This is a genomic window from Legionella stuttgartensis (assembly GCF_977063405.2).
In genome coordinates this window covers 251,050-264,777 of sequence record NZ_CDRUHA020000033.1, presented here as the reverse complement: position 1 = coordinate 264,777, position 13,728 = coordinate 251,050, and the positions used below count along the sequence as shown (strand labels likewise).

The window sequence follows — 13,728 nt, the reverse complement described above, 5'->3', positions numbered from 1 at the left end:
TGGGCGGAAGTCCTTCACTTTGTTACTTGCAGTTTAAGCGTCGATCAATTTTTTGGATAAATCGCCCAAATGTGTTCCATTTATGTCTTGGGGTAATTCATAAAGCATCTTTTTTGCTCTACATGTTATTTCCCGATCAACATAATTAGTATATAATTATCAAGTTTTTAATTTAAGATTAAAATTTTAAATGGTCATCTTTTTTATTACTTTAAGCATCCTGATATTAAGCCTGCTTTGTGTTGCTGTGATGGTGTTCAAACTCTCTCGCCAACCTGCTGAGCCTATATCTTTGATGCAATATTTGAAATTAAGCATCAGCGGCGTCATCGCTTTTATTGCAGATACTTTAGGCGTGGGTAGTTTTGCTGTGAATGTGGCTTTGGCCAAATTGACGGGTACGTTCCGTGATGATGAAATGCCTGCTGTAAATAATGGCGCCCAAGTGATTCCAGGAACGATCGAATCTTTATTTTTTATGGGCTTGATTGACGTTGATTTAACGACGCTTCTAACTTTAGTTATGGGTACTTGTGTTGGTGGTCTACTTGGTGGTTTTGTTGTAAGTCACTTAAGCAAGCAGGCGATTCGCTTGGCGATGGTTTGTTGTTTCGCTTTAATTATCTTACTGTTAGTTTCTCATCAATTCCGCTTATTGCCTGTTGGTGGTGAATTAACAGAATTGCACTCATGGAAATTGATTATAGGCTTTCTGGCAATGGTGGTTTGCGGTGCTTTAACTTCAGTGGGAATCGGTTTATTTGTGATGGTTCAAGGCGTATTATTTTTAATGAATATTTCGCCTGTAGTTGCATTCCCAATTATGACAACTGCGGGAGCCATGCAGCAACCATTAACTACTCTGGTATTCTTAAAGCACGATAAAATCCCTTTAAAGAAAACCATGATTCTAAGTCTTTCAGGTTGTTTAGGCGTCTTTATTACGATCCCCATTTTTATGCAATTAACCATTACTTGGTTGCATTTTCTTTTATTAATCATTCTGATCTATAATTTCTTTGCTGTAGGACGTTCGTATTTACGTTCCAGACCCAGCAAAAATTATGTACAAGCCTCAACACCAGCTTCCCTTGTAACCGCAGAATAATAGCGATACTTCACACGCTCATTTGGTGAGCGTGTGAAGTATATAGTATGATTAGCTAATTTTTAAAAATAACAGTATACGCTATGGATGAACCAGTCAGTAAATCGCAGAAAAAACGAGATGCCGATTTTTTGCAGAAAATGGGTGTAAAATTGATCGACTTGAGTTTATCCAAACTTGAGTTGCTTCCGCTTCCCGACAATCTATACAAAGCCATCATTGACGCAAAATCAATTAAAAGTCATGGTGCAAAAAGAAGGCAAGCTCAATTAATTGGAAAATTAATGCGCGCCGCTGAACATGAAGAAATTTTGGCCGCTTATGATCGTTTGCTTGAAGAAGAAAGTGCTGTCACTGCCTCATTCCATGAAGTTGAGCATTGGCGTGATCGCTTGATCAATGAAGGTAAAGATGCACTAACTGCGTTTATCGAAGGCTATCATCCAGAAGATGTTCAACATTTAAGGCAATTAATTAAAAAAGCAATTGATGATCAACAGAAAGAAAAAAATACAGGCGCTGCCAAAGCACTATTCCGCTATTTGAGGTCGATCATAGAATGAAATATTCTTTATTCGTAAGCTGTCCACGTGGACTTGAATATTTATTAGAAGAGGAATTAAAGTCCTTGGGTCTCTCAGTTACGCGGGTCAGCCCACAAGGAGTTTACGGAGAGGCTAATTTATTGACGATATATGAGTTATGCCTCTGGTCAAGAATAGCTAATCGCGTGCAATTAATTCTTTTTAGTGGGTATGCGGGTAATGAGCAGGCACTGCATCAACTGTGTACAGAGTTTCATTGGCAAACAGTTTTTTCACATGACAAAACAATCGCGATAGAATTCCATGGGGCATCTGAACACATTCGCAATACAATGTTTGGTGCACAGGTAGTTAAAGATGGGATTGTCGATCATTTCCGTAGGTTAGATCATTCACGACCTACAGTAGACAAAGAAAAACCACAAATTCTTATTCATGCCTATTTGAAAAATGATGTAGTCACAGTGAGCTTTGATCTCACTGGATATAGCTTGCATCAAAGGGGTTATCGTCAGAAGGCTGGTGCTGCCCCTATAAAGGAAAATGTCGCTGCGGCATTGCTTATGCGAGCCAAATGGCCAGAGTTAGCGGCTAAAGGCTATGCTTTGCATGATCCTTTTTGTGGGGCCGGTACCCTAGTCATTGAAGCGGCGATGATGGCCGCGCATATTGCTCCTGGTTTATTACGTCAGGATCAATCATTACAATATTGGGCACAACATCAATCCTCATTATGGGAAAAATTGAGGGTAGAAGCTTTGCAACAGGTTAAATCGCTACCCGTAACTTTATTAGGAACTGATGCAGATCACAAAATAATTGCTATCGCCCGGGCAAATGCGGAACATGCTGGTGTTGCACCGTTAGTTAATTTTAAACCCTTGGCATTGAAAGAGATTGAGGCTCCCACAACAAAGGGATTGGTCATATGCAACCCTCCGTATGGTGAACGCCTTAGTGATGCCACGCATTTAGTCCCTCTCTACCAGCAGCTAGGTAAGATTTTACATGCGCATTATCAAGGTTGGAAGGCAGCTGTTTTGACCTCTAACCCTGTTTTAGCTAAAGCTTTAGGATTGCGTGCTAGTAAACAATACACCATATATAACGGTGCCCTGGAGTGTAAGCTGTATTGTTTGGATATTCATGCAACTAATGAGCTTAAAGGGATCATGGGTAATAACCTATCTGACAGTGCTCAGATGTTATTTAATCGACTGGAAAAGAATTATCGTCATTTACAAAAATGGGCTAAGAATAACCAAGTTTCGTGTTATCGAGTATATGATGCGGACTTGCCTGAATACGCATATGCCATTGATATTTACAACGATTATGTAGTTCTCCAGGAGTATGCTGCTCCCGCGAGCATTCCCACTCATAAAGCAGAAAAGCGAAGTTTAGAGGTGATGCAGGTAACTCCACGAGTATTAGGATTGGAGCCTGATAAACTCGTAGTAAAGCAACGGAAACAACAAAAAGGCAGCGAGCAATACCAAAAACTGGGACAAAGTAAAAAAACCATGGTAGTCACAGAAGGTCCGGCTAAATTTAAAGTGAATTTATATGATTATCTGGATACTGGTTTATTTTTGGATCATCGTTTAATGCGCTTGAGTTTCGGTAAATTAAAACCGGGAACCCGCTTTCTCAACTGTTTTTGTTATACGGCCAGTGCCAGCGTTCATGCGGCCTTAGCCGGGGCTCTGACCACTAATGTTGATTTGTCTAATACTTATTTGCATTGGGCTGAAGAAAATTTCAAATTAAATCATCTTGATTTATCGAGACATCAGTTTGTGCAGTATGATTGTCGCGAATGGATGAGAGTTGCTCGCGATCGATTTGACGTGATTTTTTTAGATCCCCCGAGTTTTTCCAACTCCAAACGTATGACAGACACTTTAGATATTCAACGGGATCATGTTTCTTTAGTTAATTCTGCCATGCGTTTACTCAATCCCAATGGGGTTTTATATTTTTCTACCAATTTCCGACAATTTAAATTGGATGCTCAACTTAAAGAAAAATATTCAGTGCACGATATTAGTGCCCAGACTATAGATCAAGATTTTAAGCGAAATCAAAAAATACATCATTGTTACAAGATCATGATGCCGCAATTTGCGAGTACTTGAGCCTAGGATTAGTGTATAGGGAGTAAGAATGAAAAAGCGAAAGGAAAGAAGAAAAAGATTATTAACTCCTACTAATGTCTACCAACATATGCTCCGTAATGCTTTTTTTGGGCTTTTAATGACTGCACTGGCGCTTTTTATCGGAATGTTGGGATATCATCTTTTGGAGCATATGTCCTGGGTTGATTCATTCATGAATGCATCCATGATTCTTTCCGGGATGGGACCTGCGTCCAATTTGGTAACGATCCCTGGAAAAGTCTTTGCAGGATGTTATGCGTTATTTAGCGGCTTGGCATTTATTGCAATTATGGTGATTATTCTTTCACCCCTGATTCATCAGTTTTTTCGTAAAATTCATTTGGAAAGTAAAACGATCTATTCTGATGAGCAGGAAGAAAGTTAACAAACCAAATTAAAAAGTATTTTTTTGAACGTTCACGCCCTATCACTGAGCTGTATTTGGCATATCTTGCGCGAAAATAATACCTAGGAAAGCTTCACGTACGAATTTATCCAATGGCAAGTTAAGCTTATTTTACTGGAGCCTACGTTCCGCGACTTGTTCGTAGAAACCAAGGAATGTAGGCTTAGTCGCTGGACATAGGAAGGGAGAAAATATATAAAATAATATTCTTAATTTAGAGCCATTAATTTATGCTGAGTTTCCTCGGCATTATTTTGCGCAATCTGCGCTCAAATCAAACAGCCCCAAGATTCAAGCCTACTCCCAGTACGGTTACTCATTTTTTTCCATACCATAGATTTGCTCTTTTAAAGACTGCATGAACCCGGCCATGAAAAATAACTCTGCAATCAGAAATAATGGCGCGATAAGTGCCTGGCTCAAATTATCCATAAATGCGGGTCTTTTACCTTCGAGATAATGACCATAGAATTGTAATCCCCAGCCTACGATAAAAAAAATAACAAATGACCAAAGACCTAATGTCGTTGGACCATCTTGGCTGAACCAATTTGCAATTAATAACAGGATAAACATAATTGGAGTAAGTGCCAACGCGAGTTGCCAATTTAAACGGAAGTAATAAATTAAGGCAATTAATGTCATTAAACAGGCAAGATTAGTTGCAAAGACACCGGGAACGATAATTTTTACAAAACCGAACAGAATCATCACCGATAAAATAATGAGTGGCACACCTGCCATATGTGTATAACGTGTTTGGATGTTTTGATGATAGTCGGCATAAAACTGTGCTTGTTCAATAAAAGATTTCATTTTAAAAGCTTACTAATAGAGTTTTATAAAACATAGCACATTCTCTTAAAAAAAGCAGTTGTAATGTAGCCTAGGTGATGCGCGGCGCAGCACAGGCTAAATTTACTTACTTATCAAATGTGTATGCCCCTACCAGATAAAGCACATTTCCATTGGTTGATGAGCCAGGAATATAGGCGGCTTTTAAAGAGAGTTTTTTATAAAATATACCCGCCCATGGGACTGCTCCTGGGAAAGGAATGCTGTGTAAGATATCAGGGCGTGAAGTAACTAGTACGGAAAAGCCCAATCCTGCTTTAAAATTTTTCGTCAATTGTGCGACTTTCAAATAAGCATATCCAACAGTTGGTTCAAGCTTACGGTGGGACTCAAGGAATGCGATAGCATAAAGACCATGCCAATTTCCTTTTTCATCAAAAAAACCTTTACCAAATCCACCACCCCAAGCTAGTTCATTGTATTTTTTTTCTCGGAGTCGTTCAGCAGAATAAGTAAAGCGGTTATGCCAGGCATAACCTGAGAAGTAAAGTTCTCTGTTGCCTTCGGTCCATGTTTGATGCAGCCGATGACAAAGAGGCCTAAATATCGGGAGCCAATATTTACAGCCTTTGGGTTCTTCTGTACTCAACCCAACGATGTCTTTTTTCTTTGCATCATTCGGTGTTGAGGCATTGGCGATTGATGTTTGAGTTTCGTTGGATGAGGGGGTAGAAGAGATTACAGAGGATCTGTTACTGTAAGTATTTAGAGAAAATAATATTAATAGACCACTAATGATCATTCGTAAGGTTGTTTTGTTCATTTTAATTTTAAACCTATGCGGGATCTAAACTACACATATAATTTTATGAGCTAACTTTTCCTATTTTGGCAGCGTTCTTGCTTATAAATAAAATAGAACTATGAAGTTTCAACATCGTGAGCATACCATGGACTTGTTACGTAAAAAAGAGATTAATGCATCATTTGAGGGAGAATCCCATCTGGTTAAATGTCTTACTGCCTTTGATCTGACCTTTTTAGGTATTGGAGCCATTATAGGTGCAGGTATTTTTATTTTGACAGGGGTTGTAGCTGCAATAGATGCGGGTCCTGCAGTGGTTTTTTCTTATATCTTGGCTGGATTTGCTTGTGTCTTTGCTGCCTTATCTTATGCTGAATTGGCTGCGTCAATCGGTGGATGCGGCAGTGCTTATGGTTATGCTTATGCAGGTTTTGGAGAGTTAATTGCCTGGATTGTGGGTTGGGACTTGCTATTGGAGTATGCTATTTCTGTGTCGGCAGTGTCTGTAGGATGGAGTAGTTATGCCAATGATTTTCTAATGGTTATAAAAATACACCTCCCTAAAATGCTCTTGCATGGGCCAACGAACGGCGGCGTTTTTAATTTGCTGGCGTTTCTGATTATTGCATTCTTAACTGGATTATTAATTTGGGGGGTCAAATCAAGTTCCCGAGTCAATAATATTATGGTGATGATCAAGCTTGCCGTAATTTTTCTTTTTATTGTGATTGCTACGAGGGAGGTGTATCCGCCTAATTGGTCACCCTTTTTGCCTTTTGGATGGGAAGGTGTAATTAAGGGGGCATCATTAATATTTTTTGCCTATATTGGATTTGACGCAGTATCTACAGCTGCTGAAGAGGCGATCAATCCACAACGCGATTTACCTATAGGAATAATAGGCTCATTATTTATTTGTACGATTTTATATATTATTGTTGCAGGGTTATTAACGGGTATAGCACACTACAGCACACTCAATGTTGCTTCGCCAATTAGCCATGCTTTATTGGTTTTAGGTTATAAAACAGTGGCTAGCTTTATTAGTGTGGGCGCAATAGCCGGATTGACTACTGTAATGTTAGTTTTATTTTATGGTCTTACGCGGGTTATGCTCGCAATGACTCGTGATGGTCTATTGCCAAACGTTTTTTCCAAAACCAATAAATATACTCATACCCCTATACGCGTTATTTTGCTATGTGGTGTGTTAATGGCTTCTCTTGCTGCTTTTGCCCCAATACACGTTTTGGCCGAATTAGTGAATGTCGGCACTCTATTTGCATTTTTTATTGTCTGTGCGGGCGTCCTCTTTTTACATTATAAACAACCCAATATGCATCGGCCGTTCAGAACCCCTGGAATGCCTTATGTCCCTATTTTGGGGATGCTCAGTTGTTTTTATTTAATTATTCATTTACCTCTGGTGACGATAATCCGTTTTGTTATTTGGATGGTTATTGGATTAGTGATTTATTTTATCTTTGGTTATTCCAATAGTGCTTTGGCAAAAAAATAATTTAATGGCGTGTTATGTCCTGGGGAGCATTCTGCTTCCTTACTCTCTATTTCTAACAAGAGAAAAAGCTATCTCATCTATGTAGTATAAAAAACAAATGTAGTTTCTTGAGCTAATTCCCTAAAAAATATGACAAATTTAATTTATAATCGCCGCACAGATTATTAAATAAACAAAGTTTGGAGCGGCAATGGAATCATCTGTAGAAATAAAAGACATAATTAAGCCAAAAAACACAAATCGACCGATCATAATACTAGAGCCTGAATATGCAGCTTATTTTGAAGGTTATCCTGGGGCTTATGGCTTTGATGCAGAGATATTGGAAAAACATGCGAGTGGTGAATATATAGGTTCTAATAATCTTGAGGATGCTTTATACAACACCAAAGCAATCATTACTGAATTAGCTAATGGCAGGGTTAAAATTGCTTTTGCTACAGAAGAAGATAGCACGGAGTTACAAAAAGTATTAGCGGAAGTTCCTCCGACTTTGTGGAGTCTGACTTTTGAACCCCGGCAACTGGAGAAGTCATTAAGCCAAGGCCCTAACATTTTTGAGGAGCAAAAGAAAAAATATGAAGTCCAACAGGAGCGCATTCAGGCAGAAGAAGAAACTCAATCTAAACTGAATTAACCAAATAGAGATAGACCTACTAAGAACTAAAGCGTGATGGTCGCTGATCATATGCTGTTTGATAATCTTAGATATGACTTAATACCAATGCAGCTGAAATTATTGCTGCTGCAGGTATGGTAATGAGCCAGGAAAAGAAAATTCTTTTAATAACGCGCCAATGTGCTCCTCCTACTCCGTTTATTAAGCCTACGCCAGTAATTGCTCCCGTTACGGTATATGTAGTTGATACTGGAATTCCACATTGTGTCGCAATAAAAAGTGAAACAGCCGCTCCAGTTTCAGCAGCAGAACCTTTCATGGGATCCAGTTTGGTGATTTTAGTTCCCATAGTCCGCACAATTCGCCATCCTCCGGCTAAGGTTCCAAGACTAATTGCTGCCTGACATGAAATGATCACCCAAAAGGGGACGTAAAAAGGGCCTTCAATCCACGCCGATGAAAATAGTATTATGGAAATAATGCCCATCGTTTTTTGCCCATCATTGCTACCATGAGTTAAGCTCAGCAATGCGGAGGAGCACAATTGGAATCCTTTAAATAATTTGAATTGAGTATCTTTTTTATTGCGCAAAAATTTATTAAAAAAATAAGTAATTGCCAATGCAATTAATAAACCAATTGCCGGTGATATAAAAATCCCACCAATGACTTTAGCAAAACCTGACATTTTCAGTGATGAAAATCCCCCTTTAGCAATTGCGGCACCCGCTAGGCCACCAATAAGCGCATGGGATGAGCTTGATGGAAGTCCATAATACCAAGTAACAAGATTCCAGAATATGGCGCCGATCAATGTAGCTAAAATAAAATGAGTATCAATAAAATCAGACTCAATCAGACCACTACCAATAGTTTTTGCTACCGTGAGATTAAATACTAAAAATGAAATGAAATTGAAAAAGGCAGCCCATATGACTGCTTGTTTTGGAGATAAAACCTTAGTAGTAACAATTGTGGCTATAGAGTTTGCTGCATCATGGAACCCATTGATAAAGTCAAAGATATAAGCAACCAAAATAACAAAAAGTGTAAATAAAATGGCTGAGTCCATAGCAATAGCTCCTTGTGCCATAGCTTTATAGCCTTAGCGAAACATAGCAAACACAAGATAGTGTAAAGCCCGGGTGCAGCGAAGCGGAGCCAGGGGTTCTTCTATTGCAATCTTATGTTATTTCCATCCTCAAATTGTGTATTTGCTCTATTTCATCAGACTACTATACATAGTAACTACTTTTAGTCATTAATTTAGATACACCACGCATTAATTGTTTGACCAGGTAAGGAAGTTCAATTCCTCCAGCGTTCAACGCTGTTGCTGCATGTTGTTCTTCATCTTCTTTCATTTTAACGAGAATCGCATGAGACTTTTTGTCTTTTGTTGGTAGTTTTTGTAAATGACGCCCCAGATGATCAGAGACTTGGCGCTCCGTTTCTGCAACAAAACCTAAACTGACTTTATCTCCAACAAAACCAGCAAAAGCTCCTAATATAATTGAGCCAGCATACCAGAAAGGATTTAATATACTTGGTTTTGAACCGAGCTCCGCTAATCGTTCTTCACACCAAGCTAGATGATCTATTTCTTCGGCAGCAGCATTACTCATTTGCTTTTTAATATGGGTTAAGCGAGCTGTTAACGCTTGACCTTGATAAAGTGCTTGGGCACAGACTTCTCCCGCATGATTGACGCGCATGAGACCAGCCACATGTTTCTTTTCTTTTATAGAAAGAGCTATGTCAGGAAGTGGTTCTGCAGGGGATGGACGAGTACTTATCCGCTGTGCAGGGGGAAATATAGTACGTAGCGCATTATCTACTTCGGCGATTAGAGTATCCAGCGTGCTCATAGGAATTGGGTATTTTGTTATTTAAGGCTTGAGCACTATAGTAGCCTGAATATCATTGGGTTTGAAGTCATTGTTAGATTTTTGTTCTTTCTTTATCGGTATGTCATCTCCCACATCCACCCAAACATCATCCTTAGAAAGGCCGTTTTCACTAGGTAGAAGAGCACTCACATTACTGCCTATTTCGGGTGGTTCAATATGGATTTCTTTGTGCTGTACAGGTGGAGTTGGAGTCTCTTCGGGGTAAATAGTTTTTCTGCCTAGCAGATGCATAACACCAAAAGAAGATGCGAGGGTAATTAATGAGAGCATAGCCCCGGTAGCTGTGGGAATTGATAAACTGATTAAAGAAAACAGTTCGATAAAAGGATAAGCTAGAGTACTTAACATGGAAAGTGCTCCAGGACCCATAGAGGGCATAAGTGCTGCCGCGAGAGGGGGGGCAAAGAAGGCAAGAGCACCTATTGCGGCCCCAATAAAGCATAAAGAGGCTAGTGCACTGAGATATCCTAAAGCAGGATGAACTTTTTGAGCGTCCTTAAAGCTTGCAATGGGCGAAGTAACGGTTCGAATCAGATAATAGGTCCCTTTAAATAGTCCCTGTAGTCCCATAGTGGAAAGCAGTAAAACACTTCGTATGCTTTGGGTGAACCAATTAGTTGGAGCCCAGGAAAGTGTCCTATTTTTTAAAAAGGAACATGTTTCACTAAGAAAATTAAGTGGGAACTCCGTAAGAAGCGATAGTAAATTGGTTAATGGGGCGGTAATAAATTTTAAAGTAATAGCATAGGCTATTTTTGAGCCTTTATCGGATGGCCACCCTAGAAAGTAATGGCCAAAATGATACTTAGATCGTTCCCCTTGTTCAGTAAGAGGTAAAAAAGTATCTTGCCAGGCCTTTATCCAGAAGGAAAAAATTGACATATCTGGGGTTATGGGTGCTTCTTGTGCGCGAAGTTTTTTGGCTGAATCCGTTACTGGATTTTTCAGAGCATCTAATAGTTCTGTAGGATTAGGATCGTCACCGCTCCCGAGTAAACTTGCTAAAGCTTCGATGACACTCCCTGTATGATAACCGCAAGTAATGCCATCAAAAAACGATTGAGTTCCCAAAGTATAATAGGTAGCAGAGTGGATTTCAGAACCTAAATGCGATAAATCGACACTTTGCTCTGAGCGTGCAAATGGATTTAAAGAATGCAATGCAGCAGCTAAGATGCCTCTTGTCGTATTTTTTGAAGAATCTTTTGCAAAGAAGCGTTCAGGATTGCTGTACTTGGAATCATAGATTTTTGGCTGTGCTCCATTAGGTGGAAGGTGCATCGTAACAATATGTTGTTCGGTAGCCCCTTGACCTTCGACTCCAACAAGGACATGCATGTGGTTTAAATTATTCCTCTTGAGATAACCTAAAAGTAGTTTAAGTGATCCAACAGGTATTGAATTACGAACAATAACCACGTTTCCCCGTTGCACATGGGACAACTCTAATGGGGAGAAATTTGTCTCATTCTCTTTAAATAAGTACGGATAGACAATGTCACCCAGTTTGAAATAGCCTGTCATTGATACTCTTGAGATGATTTGAACCTTTAAAGTATATATTGATCAATATTAAGGCATCCTTAAGTTGGCTTAATTTATGCTCACAGGGGAGGTGTCTTCGCAGAATATGTCACTCGAATGTAGTAAAGGATCTCTAAATGGAACGTTTCACGGAGATTCGTTTCGAAATTGTTAGGATTCACTTGAGATTTAGTTATTGCTGAAGCCAATCCTGTAGTGCCGTCACAGTTTCCTGATGAACTTTGAGTAGTTGTTGGTAAAGCGTTTGAGGATATAGTTCTGGATTTTTTTGAAAATGTTTTTCTAAGACTTCACAAGTATGACGCAAACGCATGGTACCACAATAAAGTGCACTACTTTTCATTTTATGTGTTAACTTGTTAATTTCAATCAGATCTTGCTTTTCCCAAGCCTGAGCTGCTTTTATTAAATCTTTGGTATTTTCTTCGATAAGAAGGTGCAGTATTTTTTTTAGGGCTCCTTCTGAACCTAGATTATTTATACCCTCAGTACTATCAAATAAGGGATATTCATTAAATTGCAGAATGGATTCAGGCTGTGAAGCCGATAAATTAGCCGCGGGAAATTTGGAATTGCTGTATCGAATCAATAGCTCCTGCAGCAAGTTAGTGCGAAGAGGCTTCGTTATTACTTGATTCATTCCAGATTGTAGGCATTCCTTTTCAACATCAGCGACTGCATGGGCCGTTAAACCAATGATTGGGATGGGTGTTTGGTTATGACTTTGTTCATACTGACGAAATTTTTTGGTTAATTGTATCCCGGTGGTGTCAGGTAGACCAATATCACTTAATATCCAATCGAAAGTATGGGATTGAAATAGTTCTAACGCTTGAGCGCCTGTTGAGGCCGATAAAAAGCGGATGCCAACTTGTTGTAAAAGATTTTCTATCATGGTTAAAGCAATAGCATTATCTTCAATAAGTAGTACCATAGGAACATTAGTTAATTCTTCAGAAGTCGTAGAGAGGGGGAGAGGTGTCAACTCTTGTTCATGAACAGGTTTTTCTGCATTCTGAATAGGTACTGTGAGCGTGAATGTGGTCCCAGCATGGATGGCAGAGTCAACACGTATCTTGCCTTTTAAAAGTTGGGTATAACGCTTCACTATATGTAAGCCTAAGCCATGGCCTGAGTAAAGACCTTGAGATGAGGGTGTTGCCCGATAAAACCGTTTGAAAATTTTGTCTTTATCTTTCGGCTTAATTCCCGGACCAGTATCTTTAACAAAAAATTCAAGTAATGTTTGGCCATGATGTGATTTAGGCCTGACTCCAATTTCAATAAACCCCTTTTCCGTAAATTTAACCGCATTTCCTAAAAGATTTAATAAAATTCGATGCAGTTTTACCGCATCTGTAGTTATCCATTCAGGAGTATTGCAGTCGATACTGATTAATAAATCCAATTTTTTCAAAGCGATGGTTGGACGTTCTAAATCTGCAATGCTGTCGATTAAATCATGCACATTACATACAGATTCATTGATAATGTTTTCTTGCTGACTACCTGCAGCAATTATATCGAGCACCCCATTAAGCAGCGCCAAGAGCTGCTCTCCGCTTATGTTTATCATGCGTGCATGTTCTTTGCCGCGGGTATTTTGAGCTTCTTGTTCCAGAATGCTAGATATTCCAATAATTCCACTTAAAGGGGTGCGAATATCATGACTCATATTGCGAATGAATTCGTCTTTGGCATAGTTCGCAGCTTCTGCTTTTTCTTTAGCTCTTTTGAGCTCGGATTCGATTTTTTTTAAATGAGTAATGTCGATGGTATTTCCAAGAATGCCAATAATGCTTCCGGATTTATCCAACAAAGGCCTTTTAGTCGAAAGTAAAATCACTTCTTCGCCTGATGGCAAAAGAGTTTTCTCCTCCCGTGACAACTCAACATTTTTTTCCATCACTTCCAGGTCATTTGCTCGATAAATATCGGCGGTTTGTTTACCGAATATCTCATAATCAGTTTTGCCCAGAACTTCATTTTCATCGCATTGATTAATGAATTTCATATGATGAAGACTTTGGACGCATCGTTGATTCATACCAGACCAGACACCTTTTAAGTCTTTCCAGTAGACATCTCCTGGTACGGCATCAAGCAGATTTTTTAATTGGGCATATTGTGCTTCCAGATGATCGATTTTATTTTGTAACGTATGAACTGTTTTTTCTAAATCAGCGATTAAGTTAGCAGTGCTGGAAGTTTCTTTTTTTGCCATTTTGTTCCGTGATAAATTAAAATTTTAATTCAGTGTATTTTTGAGTGCCCAAATCTAAAAAACATGAATTATCCTGTATTTTAGGGCTTGGTC

The 13,728-nt window shown here is 39.1% G+C and carries 12 protein-coding genes; 6 read left to right on the top strand and 6 right to left on the bottom strand.

The window, feature by feature from the left end; genetic code table 11:
* Positions 1-190: 190 nt before the first annotated feature.
* From ACWTEW_RS09865 to ACWTEW_RS09850, 4 genes are all read left to right on the top strand, one after another.
* Positions 191-1,108 carry a sulfite exporter TauE/SafE family protein gene (locus tag ACWTEW_RS09865; RefSeq protein WP_454781509.1) on the top strand — a complete coding sequence of 306 codons (918 nt, stop codon included), beginning with the start codon at positions 191-193 and terminating at the stop codon, positions 1,106-1,108.
* Positions 1,109-1,191: 83 nt separating this feature from the next.
* Complete coding sequence (yjgA, locus tag ACWTEW_RS09860; protein ID WP_454781508.1) at positions 1,192-1,671, top strand: ribosome biogenesis factor YjgA; 480 nt, start codon at positions 1,192-1,194, stop codon at positions 1,669-1,671.
* Entirely contained in the window at positions 1,668-3,791 is a 2,124-nt protein-coding gene (gene rlmKL, locus ACWTEW_RS09855; protein WP_454781507.1) for a bifunctional 23S rRNA (guanine(2069)-N(7))-methyltransferase RlmK/23S rRNA (guanine(2445)-N(2))-methyltransferase RlmL, read from the top strand. Before yjgA ends, rlmKL begins: the two co-directional genes overlap by 4 nt.
* 28 nt (positions 3,792-3,819) lie before the next feature.
* Complete coding sequence (locus ACWTEW_RS09850) at positions 3,820-4,197, top strand: hypothetical protein (RefSeq protein ID WP_454781506.1); 378 nt, start codon at positions 3,820-3,822, stop codon at positions 4,195-4,197.
* 333 nt (positions 4,198-4,530) lie between these two features.
* Here the strand turns inward: ACWTEW_RS09850 and ACWTEW_RS09845 are convergent, their stop codons facing one another.
* On the bottom strand, positions 4,531-5,034 hold the full coding sequence (locus ACWTEW_RS09845; protein WP_454781505.1) for an Mpo1 family 2-hydroxy fatty acid dioxygenase: 504 nt from the start codon (positions 5,032-5,034) through the stop codon (positions 4,531-4,533).
* Between the two features lie 106 nt (positions 5,035-5,140).
* Positions 5,141-5,836: a lipid IV(A) palmitoyltransferase PagP gene (pagP, locus tag ACWTEW_RS09840; protein ID WP_454781504.1), complete on the bottom strand. Its 696-nt coding sequence runs from the start codon at positions 5,834-5,836 to the stop codon at positions 5,141-5,143.
* Positions 5,837-5,963: 127 nt separating this feature from the next.
* On the opposite strand from pagP, the gene ACWTEW_RS09835 reads away from it, so the two are divergent.
* A complete protein-coding gene (locus tag ACWTEW_RS09835) occupies positions 5,964-7,337 on the top strand; it encodes an amino acid permease (RefSeq protein ID WP_454781503.1) in 1,374 nt (457 codons plus the stop codon).
* A gap of 190 nt (positions 7,338-7,527) precedes the next feature.
* Positions 7,528-7,974: a hypothetical protein gene (locus tag ACWTEW_RS09830; protein WP_454781502.1), complete on the top strand. Its 447-nt coding sequence runs from the start codon at positions 7,528-7,530 to the stop codon at positions 7,972-7,974.
* Positions 7,975-8,041: 67 nt separating this feature from the next.
* Here ACWTEW_RS09830 and ACWTEW_RS09825 read toward each other — a convergent pair whose 3' ends face one another.
* The 4 genes from ACWTEW_RS09825 to ACWTEW_RS09810 form a co-directional block, all read right to left on the bottom strand.
* Positions 8,042-9,028, bottom strand: a complete 987-nt coding sequence (locus ACWTEW_RS09825) for an inorganic phosphate transporter (protein ID WP_454781501.1) — start codon at positions 9,026-9,028, stop codon at positions 8,042-8,044.
* 163 nt (positions 9,029-9,191) lie between these two features.
* Positions 9,192-9,824, bottom strand: a complete 633-nt coding sequence (gene coq7, locus ACWTEW_RS09820) for a 2-polyprenyl-3-methyl-6-methoxy-1,4-benzoquinone monooxygenase (RefSeq protein ID WP_454781500.1) — start codon at positions 9,822-9,824, stop codon at positions 9,192-9,194.
* A 21-nt stretch (positions 9,825-9,845) separates the two neighbouring features.
* Positions 9,846-11,390, bottom strand: a complete 1,545-nt coding sequence (locus tag ACWTEW_RS09815; RefSeq protein WP_454781499.1) for a hypothetical protein — start codon at positions 11,388-11,390, stop codon at positions 9,846-9,848.
* Between the two features lie 193 nt (positions 11,391-11,583).
* Positions 11,584-13,635, bottom strand: coding sequence for an ATP-binding protein (locus ACWTEW_RS09810; RefSeq protein WP_454781498.1), 2,052 nt, complete (start codon positions 13,633-13,635; stop codon positions 11,584-11,586).
* Positions 13,636-13,728 lie beyond the last annotated feature (93 nt).

What these genes read in the sequence shown, in the direction of transcription:
- yjgA (WP_454781508.1), top strand. Translation starts at nt 1,192, where the DNA reads ATGGATGAACCAGTCAGTAAATCGCAGAAAAAACGAGATGCCGATTTT.
- ACWTEW_RS09865 (WP_454781509.1), top strand. Translation starts at nt 191, where the DNA reads ATGGTCATCTTTTTTATTACTTTAAGCATCCTGATATTAAGCCTGCTT.
- ACWTEW_RS09825 (WP_454781501.1), bottom strand. Translation starts at nt 9,028, where the DNA reads ATGGACTCAGCCATTTTATTTACACTTTTTGTTATTTTGGTTGCTTAT.
- ACWTEW_RS09850 (WP_454781506.1), top strand. Translation starts at nt 3,820, where the DNA reads ATGAAAAAGCGAAAGGAAAGAAGAAAAAGATTATTAACTCCTACTAAT.
- ACWTEW_RS09845 (WP_454781505.1), bottom strand. Translation starts at nt 5,034, where the DNA reads ATGAAATCTTTTATTGAACAAGCACAGTTTTATGCCGACTATCATCAA.
- ACWTEW_RS09810 (WP_454781498.1), bottom strand. Translation starts at nt 13,635, where the DNA reads ATGGCAAAAAAAGAAACTTCCAGCACTGCTAACTTAATCGCTGATTTA.
- coq7 (WP_454781500.1), bottom strand. Translation starts at nt 9,824, where the DNA reads ATGAGCACGCTGGATACTCTAATCGCCGAAGTAGATAATGCGCTACGT.
- pagP (WP_454781504.1), bottom strand. Translation starts at nt 5,836, where the DNA reads ATGAACAAAACAACCTTACGAATGATCATTAGTGGTCTATTAATATTA.
- ACWTEW_RS09835 (WP_454781503.1), top strand. Translation starts at nt 5,964, where the DNA reads ATGGACTTGTTACGTAAAAAAGAGATTAATGCATCATTTGAGGGAGAA.
- ACWTEW_RS09830 (WP_454781502.1), top strand. Translation starts at nt 7,528, where the DNA reads ATGGAATCATCTGTAGAAATAAAAGACATAATTAAGCCAAAAAACACA.
- rlmKL (WP_454781507.1), top strand. Translation starts at nt 1,668, where the DNA reads ATGAAATATTCTTTATTCGTAAGCTGTCCACGTGGACTTGAATATTTA.
- ACWTEW_RS09815 (WP_454781499.1), bottom strand. Translation starts at nt 11,390, where the DNA reads ATGACAGGCTATTTCAAACTGGGTGACATTGTCTATCCGTACTTATTT.